The organism is Paracoccus haematequi, from assembly GCF_900631945.1.
Taxonomy (GTDB): domain Bacteria; phylum Pseudomonadota; class Alphaproteobacteria; order Rhodobacterales; family Rhodobacteraceae; genus Paracoccus; species Paracoccus haematequi_A.
In genome coordinates this window covers 157,687-176,860 of the sequence record NZ_UZWE01000036.1, presented here as the reverse complement: position 1 = coordinate 176,860, position 19,174 = coordinate 157,687, and the positions used below count along the sequence as shown (strand labels likewise).

The window sequence follows — 19,174 nt, the reverse complement described above, 5'->3', positions numbered from 1 at the left end:
AGGCTGTTTCAGCATCGGGGTTTATCATGTCCGTCCCGTATTTCCGCTTTGTCCGGCGCGCCGTCCTTCCCGCAGTTGTGCTGGTCTGCGGCGCGATGTTCTGGACCGCCCCGGCCCATGCGCAGGCGGCCGCCGATTTCGACACGGCCTGTTCGGACGCCCCTGGGGACAGGCCGCAGCGCGTGGTCTGCGCCGATCTGGTCGCCCTGGATCAGATGCTGGTCTATAACCGCTTCGGATCGTTCAACCCCTATGGGATGATTTTCGCCCTGCGCCGCGACGTGGTGGCGATGGAGGAGGCCCCTGCCGCCCAGCCCGATTGCGGGCAGGATACCGCGACCCATGCCAAGCCCGCCGTGCAGCTTCGCGCGGGCGAGGTGCGGCTGCGCGATTGCCGCAGGCCAAGGCCGCTGGTGCTGCGGGCGAATGTGGGCGATCTGCTGTTCGTCCGGGTCCAGAACCTGCTGGCGCCCGAGGTTCCCGGCAGCCCCCCGGCGCGCGACCTGTCGCGGGATTTCTGCCCCGACGGCAGGGCTCCGGTCGGCGGCCATCTGTCTCGCGGATCGGCGCGGATGGTCGATCATCACGAGGCGCTGTGCGAGGATCAGGACATGAACCGCGCGGACAACGATCCGCCCGGCGCCGGGATCGAGCCGGAAGCAGGGCGCGATCCGGTTCCGATCTTCGATCAGGCCGACTGGCCGCGCACCCGCAGCCTGAATCTGCTGGCCGAAGGGCTGATGCCGCTGGCGCTGCGCGGACAGCCGCCCCATCCCGCCTGCCGGGGCCTGGGCGCCGCAATGCCGAATGAAAGCTTTGACTGCCTCTACGAGGTCGTGCAGGAAGGCACGCATTTCTTTGCCAGCCGCGCCGCCCCGGCGGGGGGTGAGGGCGACGGCGGGTCGATCACCCATGGGCTGTTCGGCGCGGTCATGGCCGAACGCCCCGGCACCCGCTGGTATCGCAGCCAGGTGTCGCAGGCGGCGATGGATGCGGCCTGGGCGCCCCGCGAAGGCGGACCGCGCCACGCGCGGTCGGGCGGACTGGATTACGAAAGGACGCTGGGCGGCATCCCGGTCCTGAACATGGCCCGCGCCATCGGCACCGCCGATTTCCGCCAGGCGAAAGCGTTCGAGATCGTCCATGCCGACCTGAACGCGATCATCTGGTGCGACCACCGCGCCGCCGACCCCGGCGGCTATTCCACGCCTCCCCTGCACTGCAAGACCGACACGGCGGACAAGGACCGCACCCAGGAACTGCGCTTCGACGCGTTCCGCGAGTTCTCGGTCTTTTTCCATGACGAGTTGAAGACCTTCTACACCCGCAACTTCGAGGAACTGGCCCGGTTCGGCCAGCTTGCCGGGGTGCGCGACGGGTTCGCCATCAACTATGGCGCGTCGGGGATGGGCACGATGCTGCTGGCCAACCGCAAGGGGATCGGACCGGCGGCGGCCTGCGCGGAATGCCTGTACGAGGAGTTCTTCCTGACCTCGTGGGCGAACGGCGATCCGGCGCTGCTGGAATGGTACGCCGACGATCCGTCGAACGTGCATCATTCCTATCTGAACGACCCGGTGGTGTTCCGCAATTTCCACGCCGGGCCGAAGGAAACCCATGTCTTCCACCTGCATGCGCATCAATGGTTCGCGGGCAACGACCAGGGGCGCGGCAGCTATCTGGACAGCCAGACCGTCGCGCCGGGCCAGGGCTTCACCTATAACATCTATCACGGCGGGCGCGGGCGCGAAGCAGGCGCCTGGGGCGGGTCGGGCAACCGCAACCGCACCGTCGGGGATTCGATCTTCCACTGCCACCTGTATCCGCATTTCGCGCAGGGGATGTGGGCGCTGTGGCGCGTCCATGACGTGTTCGAGGACGGCAGCCGCAAGCTGCCCGACGGCCAGGACAAGCCCGGCCTTTCGGCCGATATCCGCCACCCCGACAATGTGCATTTCGCCCGCGCCGGCAGCGTCGATCCCGAAACCGGCGCCTGGCTGGATCCGGGCACGCGCGACGAACCCGGCCCCGGCGCGGGCACGCCGATCCCGGCGCTTGTCCCCCTGCCCGGAGAGGCGCTGCCGCCCCTGCCCCGCTATGCCGACCCCCAGGCGGCGCCGGACCAGGCGTCGCTGGCACCCGAGGCCGCGCGCCGCCGCCCGCCCCTGTGGCGCGGCCAGGCGGCGGGCGGCCCTGAACGGCTGATCCGCGCGCAGGCGGCGGCGCCCCGGACGGAAACCGCGCAAACCCCTGCAAGGACGCCTCGGCCGGTGCCGGATGCGATGCCGGGCTATCCCTTCTATGTTGCCGGGCAGCCGGGGCACCGGCCGCCGCAGGCGCCCCATGACATCGCCCGTGCCCTGGGGGACGAGGGGTCCGGTCCCGACGCCCCTGCCAGGGACGAATACCTGTCCGGGGGCCTGGGGCGGCATGTGATCACCAAGGCCGACCGCGACCTGCCGCTGCGGCTGTCGGACGAGATCACGGAATTGGACGCCACGCTGGCCGCCGATCTGGACGACGAAGACAGCCGCGCGCGCCTGGAAACCCTGCGCAGCCAGATGGTCGCCAAGGCCCTGGCGCTTGGCGACATGACGGCGCATCTGGAACATGCCTGGATCCGCGCGCTCGACCCCGAGGGAGAGCCGCTGGAGCGCGCGGCGCAGGCCTTCCACCATGACGGTGCCGGTCTGGCGATGCTGGGGCCGGACGGCGACCCCGCCGCCTTCGGCGACGGCGCCTATCGGACGCCCAAGGCCCCGCTGCCGGGGCAGGCGGACGCGGCCCCCGTCCGCGGCGCCTTCGACGTGAACGGCGCCCCGCCCGCACCGGGCGCGCCATTCTCCGATCCCTGCGGCGGGGCGCCGGGACGCGACCACGGCCAGACGGGCACGGATCCGCTGACCGGGCATCAGAACTATGCCATCGACCCGGCGCTGACGGGGTTCCGGCGATACCGGGTCTCGGCCGTGCAACTGGATCTGGTCGTCAATCAGGCAGGGTGGCACGATCCGCAGGCCCGCATCGACGTGCTGACCAGCCGGGCCGACAACAGCCAGAACGGCGCGCAGGCGCGGACATCGGACGCCTTCAAGCTGCCGGGCGATCCGGGAAACCGCATCTCGCCCACCACGCGCGACGACGTGGAGCCGTTCTTCTTCCGCGCGCTGTCGGGCGAATGCATCGAATTCCGCCACACCAACGAACTGCCCAAGGATCTGGAACTGGACGATTTCCAGGTCAAGACGCCGACCGACACCATCGGCCAGCATATCCATCTGGTGAAATTCGACGTGACATCCTCGGACGGGTCGGGGAACGGCTGGAACTACGAGGACGGCACCTTCGCCGCCGACGAGTTGATGGCGCGCCGCTGCGCCGCGCTGCGCGGGGGCAGCCTGGATCCGTCCTGGGACCAGGCGGATCTGGGCGACTGGGGCACCCGCCCCGCGACCGAGGCCGAATGCTCGACCCTGAACAACGGCCGGATCTGGCGGCTGCCCGTGACCGAAAACCGCCACCTGTTCCAGACCACCGTGCAACGCTGGTTCGCCGATCCGATCATGGCCCTGGACGGAAAAGGGGGCGACGACGCCCCCAAGGCCCGCGACCGGACCATGCGCACGGTGTTCAGCCACGACCATTTCGGCCCCTCGTCCATCCAGCAGCACGGGTTCTACACGGCCCTGCTGATCGAACCCGACCATGCCGAGATCTGCGATCCGCATGGCGACGGTTCCTGCAAGCCGATGGTGACGACCGGCCTGTTCGAAGTCCGGGAAAAGGACGGCGCCGATTGGACGGGCACCCACAAGATCGTCAAGACGAACGAATTGATCCACGACGACTACCGCGAATTCGCGCTGGCCGTCGCGGATTTCGCCCTGCTCTACGACCCGCGCGACCGCGAGGATACGGCCGCGATCGAACCGCGCGCCGACGCCCATCTGAAGGGCATGGCCCGAATCTATTGCGAGGCGCTGTCGGCCGCCAAGGGGCTGTGGCGGGGACAGACGGCCGGGCAATGCGGCCCGGACGATCCGGCCGACCCCGTCACTCCGCCCGCCTGGTGGGCGGCAGGCGCGCCGGGCGACTGGCCCTATCACCGGGCGCGCCTGCACGGCAACCTGATGGATCTGGCCAGCGTCCAGGCCCTGCGCGAGCATCTGGTCGACTATCGCAGCCGCGCCGCGTCGCCCGACGGCAAGCCCGTCCAGGGCGGCCCGCTGGCCAAGCCCGTGGCACCGCCGGAACGGCCGGAATCGATCTCGGTCGATCATCACGATCCCTATCTGGTGAACTATCGCAACGCCCCGCTGCCGCTGCGGCTGGGGACCAAGAACGCCGACGGATCGCCCGACGCCGATTGCGAACCCCTGCGCATGGCCCGCGCCGGGCAGGCCTGGGATCCCGCCGCCCCCGACAGCGAGGTCGTGTCCCGGCTGATGGCGGGGACGATGCCCCGGTGCAGCTATGCCTATCAGCTTGCGGGCGACCGGGGCGATGCGGGCAATGTCCTGCGGTCATGGCACGATCCGAAGGATAACACCGGCTCGGCGCCCGCCCGCGACCCCGAAACCCCGCAGTTCGAGGCATATCAGGATGAACGCACCGTGTTCCGCCTGATCCAGGGCGCGCAAGAGGTGCAGCATGTCTTCAACATCGCGGGCATGGCCGGACCGCGCAATATCGACCAACGCTTTTCCCAGGGGATGCGCGACCTGGCGGTGTCGGTCGATCCCGCCCGCAAGGCCTGTTTCGACGCGGTGCGCAAGGGATACCCCGAAGATTACGAGACCTGGCTGAACCTGACCCCCGCCGCGCGCGAGGCCTATGACGAGAGCGATCTCCAGGACGCCGAGACGCTGGCCCGCTATCGCGCCTTCGACGACGCGCTTGCGAATTGCGACAATCTGGAAGGCTATACCTTCGCGCAAGAGGTCGGGATTTCCGAACATTTCGAAGTCCGCACCCGGTTGCGCAGCGATGTCCCGGCAATCGAGATGAGACCGGCGCGGAATGCCGCGCCAGCCTTCCCGACCCCAACCGAACGGGTCGAGGACGTGTCGGATTACCTCTACAACTTCGGCACCCTGGACGCGCTGTGGAACGGCGCCTGGGGCCTGCTGCGCATCTACAAGGACCAGCAGGCGCGCACGGCGCTGCTGGACGGCTGGAAGGACGGGGCGGCCCCCGAAACGCTGGTTCCCATCGACAGGAAGAAGCTTGTGGAAGCCCGCGCCAAAGGCGCCATCGACGCCCTGCCCCTCAACGAAGCGCCGGGCTGCCCGCTGCCGGACAATCCGCTGCTGCGCCATACCACGATGGGCCTGGTGGTGGCGCTGCGCACCGCCGATATCTGGGATCGGGGCACCGACTATGGCGGTTACCGCAGCGATCCCGACGGGCTGATGCTGGCGCTGCTGAATCCCGCCGAGGTGACGGATGCCAAGGGAAACGCGCGCGACATCGGCACCGACGCGCATTGGCAGAACCTGCCGCGTGCCCAGGTGATCGCGGCGGTGCGCAAGGCCTATGCCCGGCCCGAGCCCTTCGTGATGCGGGTGAACGCGGGCGACTGCGTCGAACTGCGCTATGTCAACCTGTTGCAGGAACCGCCGCTGACCGGAACCCCCGCCCAGCGGCACGATCAGCCGGGCGACGCGCTGATGCCCAAGATCACGCCGCTGAACACGGATGCCGAACAGGCGGTCAGCCGCAGTTCAAGCGCCGGGGCGCCGGGTCAGGCCCCCGTCACCGGCGTCAGCGGCGTCCTGACGCCGCTGACAGCGCCCGCGACCGGCCTGCGCCCCTCGGCCCGGCTGGGGCTGTCCATCGGACTGCCGGGCGGCGACCTGATCCGCAACCTGCCGCTGGGCTATGGCATCAACCGCGCGGCGATGGCGCCGGCGACGGCCGATATCGCGCAGGTCTCGGGCCTGCTGCGGTTCTATGCCGGGCGGATGCGGATCGTCCAGCCGGACGTCAATGTGGACCTGCCCACCGAAGTCTTCGTCCGGGCTGTCAACTCCCTGGAAACAGCGGTCGGATGGAGCGATCTGACCCTTGAACCCCGCGCTGCCGCAAGCCGGGATCCGGCCCATGCGACGGTCCTGGGCAAGCGTTTCACCTTGGGCGATATCGACCTGACCTCGGTACAGGCCGCGGAACTGGACAGGGCCGTGCGGGACGAACTGCACCGCCATATCCACTGGATCCCTTATGCCTTCGGCCCCGTTCCGGTGCGGGTGACGGGCGATGTCGTGTCGCAGACGACGCACGGGCTGTTCGGGGTGATCGACGTGCTGCCGCGCCACTGGACCATCCCGGAGACGGTGACGGGGGCGCCCGTTGGATCGCGCCGCGCCGCCAAGGCGCCCGGCGATTTCCAGCGGGGCGTGCGGTACGAAAACGTCGTGATGGATCCCGGATACGATCCGGCCGAACCGACCGGCCCCGGCACGCCCGTCGCGGTCCGTGAATTCGTGATCTTCTATCAGGACGGGCTGAACCACCACGATTCGGATTCCCGGATCCGCTGGAACTGGCAGGACGGCACGCCCGAGACGGCAAGGATCGTTCCCGACTGCCCGGTCTGCGACGACAGCTATGACTGGGGCGACCAGGGCGTCAGCTATCAGTCGCGGCCCTTTGCCAGCCTGCTGCGCCGGGACGACATCGTGTTCCAGCCGGGCAAGAACGGCACGGTCAGGGGCGCCGGGCGGATCGAGGCCAGCGACGACCTCAATACCGTCCTGTTCCCGCCGAATTTCTTCGACGACACCTATCGATCCGACCCCGGTCGCAAGCCGATAACGCTGATGGCCTGCCCCGGCGAGCAGGTGCTGATCCGCGTCGTCCACCCCGGAGGCCGGGCGCGGCAGCGGGCCTTCGTGATGAACGGCTTGGGCTATGACGACCTGTTTCCCGGCTTCGGCTTCCCGAACGCGGCCCTGGTGGCGCCGGGAAAGGTGGTCTCGGCCTGGCTGCATCCTCGGCAGGTTCTGGGGCCGGACGGAAGGCGCCAGGACGTAGAGGGCAAGGTGCTGTGGCATGACGGCCCCACCTATCTGATGGCGGGCGGCACCTGGGGCCTGGTCGAGTTCAACGCCGAAGAATGCGAAAGGAACACGCAGTGACACGCCGCGCCGCCTGGCTGGCGGTCCTGGCCGCGCTGACCGGACCGGCCGCCGCGCAGGATCTGAAGCCGCCGCTGTCGGCGCAGGTCCGGTTCACCGCGCCGGGCGGCGCCGATCTGGCGCAGGTCCTGCCGGGCCAGCCCTTCGACGTGGTGCTGGAGTTCACCGCGCAGGTCGGTTCCGTCCCGACCGATCTGGCGCCGCTGGGCTGGCTGCGCGAACGCGGCCCCAGCGACCTGCCCTGCGGCGAAACCGCCGCCGCCTATCGCGCGACCGGCCGCGCCTCTATCGGCAGCGTCGATCTGAACGGGGTGGTGCTGGGCGTGGCGGCGCGCGACGGGGCCTTCACCGTGCTGGATCCGCAGCGCGCGCTTGGCACCGCGAACCTGCTGGCCGCGCGCCGGTTTGATACGGCCCCGGCCTCGGTCGCGGCCGATCCGTCGTCGGGGCGGTTCCTGCTCAGCCTGCCCGGCGCAGGGCAGGTGCTGGCGATGACGCCCTATGGCGACACGCAGGTGCTGGCCGAAGGGCTGGACCGGCCCGGCGCCCTGGTGCCCGCCGCCTCGGGCGGGGCCTGGCTGCTGGAGGAGGGGACCGGCGACATCCTGCGGCCCGGCCGCGACCTGCGCCTGGATCTGAAGGCAAGGGCCATCGCGGGCGACGGCGGGACCGATCCGTCCTGGCGGCTGGCGGTCCTGTCGGACGACCGGCTGCTGGTGCTGGATGACGGCGGCGCCACGCTGGCCGATGCCCCGGCCCCCGGCGCCGCGGCCATCGGTCTGAACCGCGACGCGGCGCTGTGGCTGGATCGGAAGACGCTGCATGTGCTGTGGCTGGACGCACCGGACCGGGCGCAGGCCATCCCGCTGGACGGGCATTTCGACCGCATGGCCGTCAGCCCCGAAGGCCGAATGGTCATTCTGTACGCGCGGGACCGCACCGGCTTTGCGATGGCCGATCTTGCGACCGGCCAGGTCGTCCCCGCCGCCGATACCGACAGCCCCGTGGCCGAGGTGGCCTTCCTGCCCGGCACTGCCGCACTGCGGCTGGCGGACGGATCGACCATCGGCGTGATGGATCTGGACCCGATCCCGCCCGGTGCCGAGGCCACGCTGGGCCGCGTCGTCATCGGTCCGCCCCTGCCCGGCCGGGATGCCCCGACCTCCGCGCTGCTGGCGCCCCTGCTGCCGGAACCGGCGGTTCTGGCGGTCCATGCCGACAGCTATGCGGGCTTTGTCCTGGACGCGCGCCACGCGATCAGCGGCAAGCCCCCGATGGAAGCGATGCGCCTGCGCGGCGGCATTCCGCAGATCGTGCGCGCCCTGGATCGCGGGCTGCGGCCCACCGGCCCCGGCCAGTTCACCGCCGCCGCCCGCCTGCCCCGTCCCGGCGCGTGGGAACTGGTGGTCAGCGCGGGGATCGGCCAGATGGCCTTCTGCGCGGCCCTGCCGACGCCCCCTGCCCCGCAGACCGCCGCCCGCACCCCCGGCCGCATCCAGCCCCAAGCCGATGCCGATGGCGGGGTGCGGCTGCGCTTCACCACCGGCGAGGGCGCGCCCGCCGCAGGGCTGTCGGGCGTGATCGACCTGGCCGCCCTGACGGGCAACTGGCGCATCCGTCAGCCCTTCACCACCGGCCCCGACGGCCTGACCGCAGAACGCTGGACACTGGACGGCCGCCTGCCGCTGGTCGTCACCGCCCGCGCCGGGCATCCCACGGGCTTCGCCCCCCTGGTGCTGGAGGAATTGCCATGATCCGTTCCCTTGCCCTTCTGCTGGCGCTGCTGCCCGCCGCCGCCCTGGCCCATTCCGGGCACGACCATGCCGCCGCGCCGATGGAAAGCGCGCTGACCCAGGAACGGCTGCTTCTGCCCGATATTCCCGTGACCGATACGCAGGGGGAAACGGCAGGATTCGTCACCCGCTATGGCGACGCAGGACCGGTCCTGATCTCGTTCATCTATACGGAATGCAAGGACAACTGCACCATGGTCAAGGCGGTGATGAAGCTGGTCGACGCCGACCTGCAAGCACCCGGCGCCCCGCCGCTGCGGCTGATCGCGCTGTCGGTCGATCCCTGGCGCGACACGCCCGGCACACTGGCGACGGCGGCGGCCGAGATCGAGGCCAGCGGCAACTGGGACTGGCTGGTCGCCAGTCGCGCCGACACACCGGTGCTGCTGTCCGCCTTCGGCCTGAAACCCGGCCCGGTCGAGGCGCATGAAGCCGTCTATCTGCTGGGCGATCTGCGCAGCGGCACCTTCTGGCGCATCTCGGGCGTGCCCGACCCGGCGCAGCTGATCGAACAGGCACGCGGAATCGCCCCATGAGGCGGCTGGCCGTCCTTGTCTTGCTGCTGGCCATGCCCGCCGTGGCCCAGGACGGGGTAGCCCAGGATGGGGCGGCGCTGTTCAACGGCGGCGACGGGTTGCAGCCCCGCCTGGGCGGCGCGGACGGGCCGGTCCTGCCGCAGGGGCAGTTCAGCTGCGCGGGCTGCCACGGCGCGGACGGTCGCGGCGGGACCGAAGGCGGCGCGCAGACCGCGCCCGCCATCGGCTGGACCAGCCTTGCCACCGCCACGCCGCAGCGCCCCGCCTATGACGAGCCGGCCTTCGCCCGGCTGCTGACCCAAGGGATCACCCCGTCGGGACGGACCATCTCGGCGCGGATGCCGCGATTCCAGGGATCGGACCAGGCCATCGCGGCGCTGTCGGCGCATCTGCGAGACCTGGATGCATGGGAACGCCAGGGCCTGGGCGCAGATACCCTCACCGTCGCCCTGCCCGCCGATCCCGCCGCGCGCGAGGCGGCCCTTGCCGCCATCGCCGCCTTCAACCGCGACGGAGGCAGCTTCGGGCGTCGGGTTATGATCGGCGACCCGGCCTTCCTGGATCTGGACGCAACCATCGCCACCCTGCTGCCCCGTCTGCACCGGGCCGAGGATGCGCGCGTGCAGCGCCTGTTATCCGACGATTCCGGCCTGCGGCCCTACCAGGAAAACAGCCAGGCCCGGCGCGTGGCGGACAGCATGAACCGGCTGGGTCCGCATCTGCCCAGGCTGCTGTCGCAGGGAATCGAGGTGCAGGCTGTCGGACCCCTGCCCCAGGCGATGGGCTGGGCCTTGCAGAGCGGTCGGGATGCGCGCGCGGCCCATGCTTATGCCGCCACGCTGGCGGCGCTGACCCTGTTGCGCGACCTGGGCCGGCAGCCGACCCGCAGCCGCTTCGAGGATATGCTGGAACGGCTGGACCTGGATCCGATGATCCAGGTCTATCGCCAGAACGGTCCCTGAAAAGGCCCGCGACGGGCGCGGGCCTTGCCGTTGATCAGGCCGCTTCCTGGGTGGCGGCGGCGTTGATGACCGCCTCGGCCAGGCTGGTCAGCTTTTCGTCCGTGGCGGTTTCTTCCTGCAAGGTCTCGTCCAGCAGCGACGCGGCCTCGTCCAGCCCCAGGGTCTGCGCCCAGGCCTTCAGCGTGCCATAACGGCTGATCTCGTAATGCTCGACCGCCTGGGCTGCGGCCAGCAGGCCCGCGTCGAGGGCGGGGCTGTCCTTGAATTCGTCAATGATGTCCTCGCCTTCGGCAATGATGCCTTCGATGGCGTCGCAGGTCTTGCCGCGCGGGCGCTTGCCGATCAGTTCGAACACCTGGGTCAGGCGCTCGACCTGGGTCTGGGTCTCCTCCTCATGCGCCTTGAACGCAGCCTTCAGATCCTCGCTTTGCGCCGCGCGGGCCATCTTGCGCAGCGCGGTCAGGATCTTGCGCTCGGCGTAATAGATGTCCTTCAGCGTTTCGTGAAACAGCGTGTCCAGCGTCTTGTCGGCCATGGAAAATCTCCGTTGCTTGATCCGCCGCGTCGGTCGCGGCCCTGAGACATCCCCTTAACAATCGTCCCGCCCGTCCGTTCCCCGCGACCGTGCCGAACCGGCCTTTATCAATCGGCCGCGCCGCCGCATCCCGCCTTCCGGGCCAAGGGACTGAACTTGGCGGTATCGGATGTATTCTATCTGCACCCGGCGCTGATCGCCGCGCTGAAGGGCGACCAGACCGGCATCGGCGCCTATTCCGGCCGCGCCTTGGCCCGGATCTGGAAGGCGATGCGCTTCAGTTGGCAGATGACGATGATGCTACACCGCTTCGACGACGAGGACAGCTTCGCCGCCCGGATGCGCCGCGCCACCCTGGCCCATCTGGCGGAATCGGAAACCGCGCAGCGCGACCTGGCGGAAAACTATGTGGGCCTGCCTTACCGAGCGGCGGCCTCCAGGGCGGCGATGAACGCCTGCGCGGGGGGCGACGGCTCGCCGCCCTCGCGCAGGGAAATGCCGACCGGGCCGCCCAGCAATTCGTTGCGAATCGGCAGGACGACCAGGGCGCCCGATTCGATTTCCGGGCGCACCACCCCTTCGGATATGAACCACACCGTGTCCGAACGGGTCACGACCTCGCGCCCGAAGGCCAGCGAGACGTTCTCGAACGCGGGCTGCGGGTCGGTGATGCCGACCGAATGCAGCCAGCTTCTGACCGAGGACGCGATCATCGCCCCTGCGGGCGGCAGCATCAGCGGATGATGAGCCAGTTCGCCGTAATCCCAGTCCAGCCGCAACAGCGGATGGCCCGCGCGCACGACCGGCACGACACGCTCCCAGTAAAGGCGCCGGAAGCCCAGCCCCTCGGTATTGCCCGCCGTGGGCATCCGGCCCACCACCAGGTCAAGCTGTCCTTCGCGCAGCAGCGACAGCAGCAGCCAGTTCGGCCCGGTCATCACGTCCAGCAGGACATCGGGTCGGGTTTCGCGGAATGCCAGGGCCGCGCGCGGCACCAGTCCCGTGGCCGCCGTGGGCAGCACCCCCAGATGCAGGCGCGGGCGTTCCGGAGGCGGCGACAGCACCAGCGACTGCGCCCGTTCCAGATCGGCAAGCGCGGTGCCGGCATGGGTCTGATAGACCCGGCCCGCCGGCGTCAGCGCCAGCTTGCGCCCGGACCTGTCGAACAACTGGACGCCCAGGATCTCCTCAAGCTCGCGGATGGTCTTGGAGGCGGCGGGCTGGCTGACATGCAGCGCCTCGGCCGCCGCCGACAGGCTGCCCAGGCGCGCCGTTTCCAGAAAGCAGCGCAGGTGGCGCAGGCGCAGATGGGAATGCAGCATGATAACCTTCCGGTTATGGTATCTTTCCATCATTATAATTTTCATCGCCGCATCTGTCATGCGATAAGCAGCGCAAGGGGGAAAGAATGCAGACCATCTCCACATCCGACATCACCATCCACATCCGCGACGAAGGCCCGCGCGACGGGCGCGCGGTGGTGCTGGCCAATTCGCTGGGCACCGATCTGCGGATCTGGGACGCGCTGCTGCCGTTGCTGCCCGCCGGGCTGCGGATCGTGCGCTTCGACAAGCGCGGCCACGGGCTGACCGACGCCACGCCCGCGCCCTATTCCATGGACCAGTTGGTCGCGGATGCCGAGGCGGTCTGCGACGGCCTGTCCCTGCGCGACGTGACCTTCGTGGGCCTGTCCATCGGCGGGCTGATCGGCCAAGGGCTTGCGGCCCGGCGGCCCGACCTGGTCCGGGCGTTGGTTTTGATGGACACGGCGGCGCAGATCGGCACCGCGCAGCTGTGGCAGGACCGCATCGACACGATCAATCGCGACGGTATCGCGGCCCTTGCCGGGCCGATCCTGGAACGCTGGTTCACCCCGGCCTTCCGCGACGCCGACCCGGAATTTCCGTTGTGGCGCAACATGCTGACCCGCACCACGGTCGCCGGTTACGCCGGCTGCTGCGCGGCCATCGCGGGCGCCGACCTGACTGAATCCACCCGCGCGCTGACCCTGCCGGTTCTGGCGATGGCGGGCGATCAGGACGGGTCCACCCCGCCCGATCTGGTGCGCGCCACGGCCGACCTGTGCGGCGCGGAATTCCACGTCATTCCTGACGCGGGCCATATCCCCTGCGTAGAACAGCCCGCCGCCACCGCCCGGCTGCTGACCGATTTTCTGGAAAGGACCGCCCCATGACCGATCCCGTGACCGACCGCCACGCGCAGGGAATGGCGACCCGCCGCGCGGTCCTGGGCGACGCCCATGTGGACCGGGCCGAGGCCGCGAAATCCGACCTGGACCGGCCTTTCCAGGATCTCATCACCGAATCCGCCTGGGGGACCGTCTGGGCCTCCGACGCGATCACCAGACGGGAACGATCCATGCTGACGCTGGCCCTGCTGGCCGCGACCGGCAATTTCGAGGAAATCCCCATGCACATCCGGGCCACGGCCCGAACCGGCGCGTCCAAACGCGACGTGATGGAGGCGTTCCAGCACGTCGCCATCTATGCCGGTGTGCCCCGCGCGAACCACGCCATCAAGCTGGCGAAACAGACCTATGCCGAGATGGAGGCGGCATCCGAATGACCGATCTAGGCCCGCTGATCCCTCGCAACCGCGAGGCGCACCCGGATGCGTATTTTCCCGACTACAAGACATCGGTGGCCCGGTCGCCGAACCTGCCGCTGCTGACGATGGAATCCGGCCCCTCCGAGGAAACCGGCCCGACCTTCGGCCATTCCGCCATCGGCGCGCTGGACAACAACCTGATCCTGAACTGGACCAAGGGCGCCGCCCCCGCCGTGGGCGAACGCATCCTGATGCACGGCCGCGTGCTGGATGAAAACGCCCGGCCCGTGCCGAACACGCTAGTGGAAATCTGGCAGGCCAATGCCGGGGGGCGTTACCGCCACAAGAAGGACAGCTATCTGGCGCCGCTGGACCCGAATTTCGGCGGCTGCGGGCGGACGCTGACAGACGAGAACGGCTGTTACCAGTTCCTGACCATCCGTCCCGGCGCCTATCCCTGGCCGAACCGGGGCAACGACTGGCGGCCGATGCATATCCATATCTCGGTCTATGGCCACAGCTTCGGGCAGCGCCTGATTACCCAGATGTATTTCGAGGGCGATCCGCTGATCCCCCTGTGCCCCATCGCCGCGACGATCCGCAACCGATCCCAGCTTGACCGGCTGGTCGCGCCGCTGGACATGGCGCATTCGCGGCCGCTGGATTACCTGGCCTACAAATTCGACATCGTCCTGCGCGGCCGCCGCCAGACCATGTTCGAAAACAAGATCGAGGGGATGTAAGATGGTCCAGCCGCTGAATGTCCTGACGGAAACCGCGTCGCAGACCGCCGGACCCTATGTCCATATTGGCTTGATGCCGACCTATGCAGGCAATGCCGGCTATTACGACGCGGAAATCGGCACCTCGCCCATCGCCGACGGCGCCAAGGGCCAGGTCATCGAGATCGTAGGTTCCGTCTATGACGGCACCGGCTGGGCGCTGCGCGATGCGCTGATCGAAAGCTGGCAGGCGGACGCCGAGGGGCGTTTCGCGGGCCAGGACGGCGCCGATCCGGCCGTTTCGGGCCATTGCCGCTTTGCCGCCGATGCGATCACGGGGGAATTCACCCTGCGCACTGTCAAGCCGGGCCGGGTTCCATCGCGTTACGGCCGGGCCTTCGCGCCGCATATCTCGCTGTGGGTCGTGGCGCGGGGGATCAACATCGGGTTGCAGACCCGCATCTATTTCGAGGACGAGGACAACGAGGGCGACCCACTCCTGTCGCGCATCGAACAGCGCCCGCGCGTGCAGACGCTGATCGCGAAAAAGACCGGCGACGGCAGGTATCGCTTCGACATCCGCCTGCAAGGCGAAGGCGAGACGGTGTTCCTGGACATCTGATCGCGGGTTAGACTGGGCGCGGCGCGGGGCATCCTCGCGCCGCTTTCGCATGGAAAGGGCAAGCCATGACCGATGCTTTCGACCACCCCTGGCTGGGCGGGCTGTTCGCCGATCCCGACATGGCCGGGCTGTGGTCGCCCGAGGCCCAGCTTGCCGGGATGCGCGCTTTCGAGGCCGCCTTCAGCCGCGCGCTTGGCGATGAGGGCGCAGCGCGGGCCATCGAGGACATGGCTTTCGACATGGACGATCTGCGCGCGGGCAACGGGCAGGACGGCGTTGTCGTGCCGCGCCTGGTCAGGCAGATGAAGGCGCAAGCGGGCGATGCGGCGGCGGTCCACAAGGGCGCCACGTCCCAGGACGTGATCGACACCGCCACCACCATCGCCATGCGCGACACGCTGGCGCTGATCGACGCGCGGCTGGCGGTGCTGGAGGAGGCGCTGCGGGAACTGGACTGCCGCTTCGGCGCGCGCCCGCTGATGGGCCGCACCCGGATGCAGGCGGCGACCGAAATCACCGTGGCCGACCGCATCGCCCCCTGGCTTCTGCCGCTGGCCGACCATCGCGCCCGGATCGCGCAGGCCCGGCCGCGCGTCGCCCGGCTGCAACTGGGCGGCGCCTCGGGCGACCGCAGGGATCTGGGCGACAAGGCGGATACCGTGGCGGCGGACATGGCGGCGGCGCTTGGCCTGGAAAACCCGCCCCGCGCCTGGCACGCGATACGCGACGGCGTGGCCGAGTTCGCGGGGATCCTGTCGCTGGTCAGCGGCACGCTGGGCAAGATGGGCCAGGACATCGCCCTGATGGCCCAGCAGGGGATCGGGGAGATCGCGCTGTCGGGCGGCGGCACCTCGTCCGCGATGGCGCACAAGCAGAACCCGGTCATAGCGGAACTGCTGGTGACGCTGGCGCGGTTCAACGCCACGCAGCTTGCCGGGATCCATCAGGCGATGATCCATGAACAGGAACGCTCGGGCGCGGCCTGGGCGCTGGAATGGATGATCCTGCCCGGCATGGCGCAGGCCACGGGCCGGGCGCTGTCAACCGCCATCACGCTGGCCGGTCAGGTCACGCGGATCGGTGCGCCAGAGTAGCGAAGGGGCGCCCGAAGGCGCGCGCCCCGCGTTTTCAGACCTTCTGGCGCAGCACCACCGACTGCGCCAGGGCCACCGCCCCCAGCAGGCCGACGATGGCGAAGACATAGAAGCCCCAGGGATGGCCGATGCCCATCGACACCAGCGTGCCCCCGACCAGCGGCCCGGCGATGGCGCCCAGCCGTCCGACGCCCGCCGCCACGCCAAGCGCCGTCGCCCGTACGCCGGGCGGATAATTCGAGGCGACGAAGGCATAGACCAGCACCTGCGCCGAAAAGACGAAGCAGCCGGTCAGGAACACCATCGGATAAAGCAGCCCCGGCCCCATCCGCACCGACAGCACCGCCAGCAGCACCGCCCCGCACAGGAACCAGGCCACCGCCGCGACCTTCAGCCCGATCCGGTCGCCCACGCGCCCCGCCGCCAGCAGCCCGCAGATCGCCCCGGCGTTCAGCAGCAACAGCAGCCACAGGCCGCCCGTCAGGCTGTATCCCGCCGCCACCATCAGCTTGGGCAGCCAGGTGTTCAGGCCATAGACCAGCAGCAGCCCCATGAACGAGGTCACGCAGATGGCGACCGAGTTCCGCAGCAGCTTCCCCCGGAACAGCGCGGCAAGCGAGGCGCGCTCCTCGGGCAGGGGCGCGGACTCGGGCAGGGTCAGGCCATAGCGCGCGGCGATCGCCTCGGCCTCGGCCCGGCGGCCGCTGGCCAGCAGGAAGGACGGCGATTCGGGCAGGCTGCGGTACATGACCGGCCCCAGGATGAAACCGGGAACGGCGCCGATGACGAACATCGCGTGCCAGCCCAACGTCGGCAGAACCAGAAGGCCCAGCAGCGCGGTTGCGACCGCGCCGACGTGATAGCCGGTCATCACCGTGGTGGACGCCTTGCCCGCCCTGCCGCTGGAGAATTCGGTGACCATGGCGATGGCGGTGGGCAGGCAGCCGCCCAGCCCGAAGCCCGCCAGGAAGCGGAAGATGCCCAGCTGGACATAGTTCTGCGCGAAGGCGCAGGCCAGCGTCAGCGCCGAAAAGACCAGCACGGCGAAGATCATCACCTTGCGCCGTCCCAGCCAGTCGGTCGCGATTCCGATGGACAGCGCGCCCAGAGTCATGCCGACAAGGCTGATGGTGGACACGAAGGTCGCCTGCGCGGGCGTCATCCAGGGCGTGTCGCCGCCGGTCAAGGTGGGGATCAGCGCGCCCAGCACGACAAGATCGAAGCCGTCCAGAACGACCGCGATCCAGCACAGGATCGCGACCGTGCGGGCGGCGCTGCTTTGAACAAAGGTGGTTGGCAAATGATGTCTCCTTCCCATCAGGGGGAGGGCGACAGGTGTCCAACCCGTTGCGACGATCTGCGATCCGGCCTCATCCCCGGCGGGCACATTATCACCGCGGCCGCCTGTGAACAAAGAAACACTTAGCCTGCGGCATGAAATCTTTTCCGCGATCCATATCTTGCCGGTTATGATTCAGGCGGCTTCCGGCATCCGCAGCCCCAGGATCTGTCGCGCCTGCCGCCATGTCGCGACGGGGCGGCCATGCCGTTCCGCGATCCGGGCGGCGCGGCGGACCAAAGCCGCGTTCGAGGGCGCCAGCCGATCCCGGTCCAGGCGCACATTGTCCTCAAGCCCCGTGCGGGCGTGGCCGCCCGCGCCGATGGCCCATTCGTTCAGCACGATCTGGTTCGGCCCGATCCCGGCCGCGCACCAGGGCGCATCCTGGCCGAACAGCCGCTTGACAGTATAGATGTAATAATCGAACACCTCGCGGTCGGCGGGCATGGCGTTCCTCACGCCCATCACGAACTGCACATAGGGCCGGTCCCTGATCTGCCCCGCCTTCCACATCTGATGCGCCTTGAGGATATGGGACAGGTCGAAGGCCTCGATTTCCGGCTTCACGTCATGGTCCAGCATTTCCTGGGCAAGCCAGTCCACCAGATCAGGCGGGTTTTCATAAACGCGGGTCGGGAAGTTGTTCGACCCCACCGACAGGGACGCCATGTCGGGCCGCAGCGGCAGCATCCCGCCGCGCGCCTGGCCCGCTCCGGACCGCCCGCCCGTGGACAGTTGCACGATCAGGCCGGGACAGTGCTTTTCCAGCCCCTCTTTCAGCGCGGCGAAACGGTCGGGGTCGCTGGTCGGCTTGCCGGCGTGATCCCGGACATGGCAGTGGGCGATCGTCGCGCCCGCCTCGAAGGCTTCCTGGGTGGATTCGAGCTGCTCGGCGATGGTGATCGGCACGGCGGGGTTGTTGTCCTTGGTCGGCAGCGATCCGGTGATCGCCACGCAGATGATGCAGGGATCGGTCATGTCAGTCCCCTTGTTTGACAACTGCTTGCGGACATGATCGACCAAAAGCGCCGCCACCGCCAGCCCACAGCAACGCCCGCGCAGCGCACCGGAAAAATTAACATCATGTTAGGAAAATGCGGGGATTGGTATTTGACGGAACGGTCGTCCCCGGTCAGTTTCCATCAAAAGGCTGACCGCGCCTGACTCGGGCCGCCTTTGAAGGGGGGAAACCATGACACTGGACTTTGGCGTCGTCTGGGCGCGTTGGCCCGAATTGCTGATGGGGTTGGGCGGCACGCTGTTCCTGGCGCTGTCGGGCATGATCCTGGCGCTGATCATCGGCGTGCTGGGCGTGGCGATCCGCCGGTCGCACAGCCGCGTCGGATCGGCCCTGGTGATCGCCTTCGTCGAACTGATCCGCAACACGCCCTTCCTGGTGCAGATCTTCTTCATCTTCTTCGCCCTGCCGCTGGCGGGCATCCGCCTGAACCCGACCGTCACCGCGATCATCGCCCTGGGCCTCAACGGCGGCGCCTATGCGATCGAGATCATCCGGGGCGGCGTCGAAAGCATCCCGAAAGGCCAGACCGAGGCCGGCCTGGCCCTGGGCCTGAAACCGGGCGAGATCTTCCGCAAGATCATCCTGAAGCCCGCGCTGCGCGCCGTGTTCCCCTCGCTGGCCAGCCAGTTCATCCTGCTGACGCTGACCACATCCATCGCCACCTCGATTTCCGCCTTTGAACTGACCAGCGTGGCGCAGCGGATCGACGGCGACACCTTCCGCAGCTTCGAGGTCTATTTCACCATCACCGCGATGTATCTGGCGCTGTCCTGGTTCATCATGTCGCTGTTCGCGCTGATCTCTCGCGCGGCCTTCACCTATCCCACGCGCTGAAAAGGGGCC

The 19,174-nt window shown here is 69.0% G+C and carries 15 protein-coding genes and 1 pseudogene; 12 read left to right on the top strand and 4 right to left on the bottom strand.

Features of this window, described 5'->3' with window-relative positions; translation table 11 throughout:
• The first annotated feature begins 26 nt into the window (after positions 1 to 26).
• Genes PARHAE_RS13450 through PARHAE_RS13435 form a run of 4 tightly spaced genes read left to right on the top strand, consistent with a single transcriptional unit; the run spans position 27 to position 10,430 of the window.
• The gene (locus tag PARHAE_RS13450; protein WP_126155097.1) at positions 27 to 7,139 is read left to right on the top strand and encodes a hypothetical protein; all 7,113 of its coding nucleotides are present in this window, start codon (positions 27 to 29) and stop codon (positions 7,137 to 7,139) included.
• On the top strand, positions 7,136 to 8,893 hold the full coding sequence (locus tag PARHAE_RS13445; RefSeq protein WP_126155096.1) for a hypothetical protein: 1,758 nt from the start codon (positions 7,136 to 7,138) through the stop codon (positions 8,891 to 8,893). The genes PARHAE_RS13450 and PARHAE_RS13445 overlap by 4 nt, the downstream gene beginning before the upstream one ends.
• Complete coding sequence (locus PARHAE_RS13440; protein WP_126155095.1) at positions 8,890 to 9,468, top strand: SCO family protein; 579 nt, start codon at positions 8,890 to 8,892, stop codon at positions 9,466 to 9,468. Before PARHAE_RS13445 ends, PARHAE_RS13440 begins: the two co-directional genes overlap by 4 nt.
• Positions 9,465 to 10,430 (top strand): c-type cytochrome, encoded by a 966-nt coding sequence (locus PARHAE_RS13435; protein WP_126155094.1) that lies wholly within the window; start codon positions 9,465 to 9,467, stop codon positions 10,428 to 10,430. Before PARHAE_RS13440 ends, PARHAE_RS13435 begins: the two co-directional genes overlap by 4 nt.
• Before the next feature lie 34 nt (positions 10,431 to 10,464).
• Here PARHAE_RS13435 and PARHAE_RS13430 read toward each other — a convergent pair whose 3' ends face one another.
• Positions 10,465 to 10,965, bottom strand: coding sequence for a YciE/YciF ferroxidase family protein (locus PARHAE_RS13430; protein WP_126155093.1), 501 nt, complete (start codon positions 10,963 to 10,965; stop codon positions 10,465 to 10,467).
• A gap of 156 nt (positions 10,966 to 11,121) precedes the next feature.
• Between PARHAE_RS13430 and PARHAE_RS21710 the strand changes: the two are divergent.
• A pseudogene (locus PARHAE_RS21710) lies at positions 11,122 to 11,187 on the top strand (hypothetical protein); the annotation flags it as partial.
• Positions 11,188 to 11,384: 197 nt separating this feature from the next.
• Here PARHAE_RS21710 and PARHAE_RS13420 read toward each other — a convergent pair.
• On the bottom strand, positions 11,385 to 12,287 hold the full coding sequence (locus PARHAE_RS13420; RefSeq protein WP_126155092.1) for a LysR substrate-binding domain-containing protein: 903 nt from the start codon (positions 12,285 to 12,287) through the stop codon (positions 11,385 to 11,387).
• A gap of 86 nt (positions 12,288 to 12,373) precedes the next feature.
• Here PARHAE_RS13420 and pcaD point away from each other — a divergent pair, with 86 nt between their 5' ends.
• The 5 genes from pcaD to PARHAE_RS13395 all read left to right on the top strand — a co-directional run bounded on the left by pcaD (position 12,374) and on the right by PARHAE_RS13395 (position 15,971).
• Positions 12,374 to 13,159: a 3-oxoadipate enol-lactonase gene (pcaD, locus tag PARHAE_RS13415; protein WP_126155091.1), complete on the top strand. Its 786-nt coding sequence runs from the start codon at positions 12,374 to 12,376 to the stop codon at positions 13,157 to 13,159.
• A complete protein-coding gene (pcaC, locus tag PARHAE_RS13410) occupies positions 13,156 to 13,551 on the top strand; it encodes a 4-carboxymuconolactone decarboxylase (RefSeq protein ID WP_126155090.1) in 396 nt (131 codons plus the stop codon). Before pcaD ends, pcaC begins: the two co-directional genes overlap by 4 nt.
• Complete coding sequence (gene pcaH / locus PARHAE_RS13405; protein WP_126155089.1) at positions 13,548 to 14,276, top strand: protocatechuate 3,4-dioxygenase subunit beta; 729 nt, start codon at positions 13,548 to 13,550, stop codon at positions 14,274 to 14,276. The genes pcaC and pcaH overlap by 4 nt, the downstream gene beginning before the upstream one ends.
• 1 nt (position 14,277) lies before the next feature.
• A complete protein-coding gene (gene pcaG, locus PARHAE_RS13400) occupies positions 14,278 to 14,877 on the top strand; it encodes a protocatechuate 3,4-dioxygenase subunit alpha (protein ID WP_126155088.1) in 600 nt (199 codons plus the stop codon).
• A gap of 65 nt (positions 14,878 to 14,942) precedes the next feature.
• Positions 14,943 to 15,971 (top strand): 3-carboxy-cis,cis-muconate cycloisomerase, encoded by a 1,029-nt coding sequence (locus PARHAE_RS13395; RefSeq protein WP_126155087.1) that lies wholly within the window; start codon positions 14,943 to 14,945, stop codon positions 15,969 to 15,971.
• 34 nt (positions 15,972 to 16,005) lie between these two features.
• Here the strand turns inward: PARHAE_RS13395 and PARHAE_RS13390 are convergent, their stop codons facing one another.
• The gene (locus PARHAE_RS13390) at positions 16,006 to 17,271 is read right to left on the bottom strand and encodes an MFS transporter (protein WP_206436953.1); all 1,266 of its coding nucleotides are present in this window, start codon (positions 17,269 to 17,271) and stop codon (positions 16,006 to 16,008) included.
• Positions 17,272 to 17,445: 174 nt separating this feature from the next.
• Positions 17,446 to 18,288 (bottom strand): 3-oxoadipate:acetyl-CoA acetyltransferase, encoded by an 843-nt coding sequence (locus PARHAE_RS13385; protein WP_126155085.1) that lies wholly within the window; start codon positions 18,286 to 18,288, stop codon positions 17,446 to 17,448.
• Positions 18,289 to 18,321: 33 nt separating this feature from the next.
• Here PARHAE_RS13385 and PARHAE_RS21130 point away from each other — a divergent pair, with 33 nt between their 5' ends.
• Together PARHAE_RS21130 and PARHAE_RS13380 are read left to right on the top strand one after the other, a co-directional pair.
• Positions 18,322 to 18,474 (top strand): hypothetical protein, encoded by a 153-nt coding sequence (locus tag PARHAE_RS21130; RefSeq protein WP_164555245.1) that lies wholly within the window; start codon positions 18,322 to 18,324, stop codon positions 18,472 to 18,474.
• A gap of 28 nt (positions 18,475 to 18,502) precedes the next feature.
• Positions 18,503 to 19,165: an amino acid ABC transporter permease gene (locus tag PARHAE_RS13380; RefSeq protein WP_126155084.1), complete on the top strand. Its 663-nt coding sequence runs from the start codon at positions 18,503 to 18,505 to the stop codon at positions 19,163 to 19,165.
• Positions 19,166 to 19,174: the final 9 nt, after the last annotated feature.

Excerpts from the sequence above, each read along its gene's own strand:
- PARHAE_RS13450 (WP_126155097.1), top strand. The coding sequence starts at position 27 with ATGTCCGTCCCGTATTTCCGCTTTGTCCGGCGCGCCGTCCTTCCCGCA.
- PARHAE_RS13440 (WP_126155095.1), top strand. The coding sequence starts at position 8,890 with ATGATCCGTTCCCTTGCCCTTCTGCTGGCGCTGCTGCCCGCCGCCGCC.
- PARHAE_RS13435 (WP_126155094.1), top strand. The coding sequence starts at position 9,465 with ATGAGGCGGCTGGCCGTCCTTGTCTTGCTGCTGGCCATGCCCGCCGTG.
- PARHAE_RS13430 (WP_126155093.1), bottom strand. The coding sequence starts at position 10,965 with ATGGCCGACAAGACGCTGGACACGCTGTTTCACGAAACGCTGAAGGAC.
- PARHAE_RS13420 (WP_126155092.1), bottom strand. The coding sequence starts at position 12,287 with ATGCTGCATTCCCATCTGCGCCTGCGCCACCTGCGCTGCTTTCTGGAA.
- pcaD (WP_126155091.1), top strand. The coding sequence starts at position 12,374 with ATGCAGACCATCTCCACATCCGACATCACCATCCACATCCGCGACGAA.
- pcaC (WP_126155090.1), top strand. The coding sequence starts at position 13,156 with ATGACCGATCCCGTGACCGACCGCCACGCGCAGGGAATGGCGACCCGC.
- pcaH (WP_126155089.1), top strand. The coding sequence starts at position 13,548 with ATGACCGATCTAGGCCCGCTGATCCCTCGCAACCGCGAGGCGCACCCG.
- pcaG (WP_126155088.1), top strand. The coding sequence starts at position 14,278 with ATGGTCCAGCCGCTGAATGTCCTGACGGAAACCGCGTCGCAGACCGCC.
- PARHAE_RS13395 (WP_126155087.1), top strand. The coding sequence starts at position 14,943 with ATGACCGATGCTTTCGACCACCCCTGGCTGGGCGGGCTGTTCGCCGAT.
- PARHAE_RS13385 (WP_126155085.1), bottom strand. The coding sequence starts at position 18,288 with ATGACCGATCCCTGCATCATCTGCGTGGCGATCACCGGATCGCTGCCG.
- PARHAE_RS21130 (WP_164555245.1), top strand. The coding sequence starts at position 18,322 with ATGATCGACCAAAAGCGCCGCCACCGCCAGCCCACAGCAACGCCCGCG.
- PARHAE_RS13380 (WP_126155084.1), top strand. The coding sequence starts at position 18,503 with ATGACACTGGACTTTGGCGTCGTCTGGGCGCGTTGGCCCGAATTGCTG.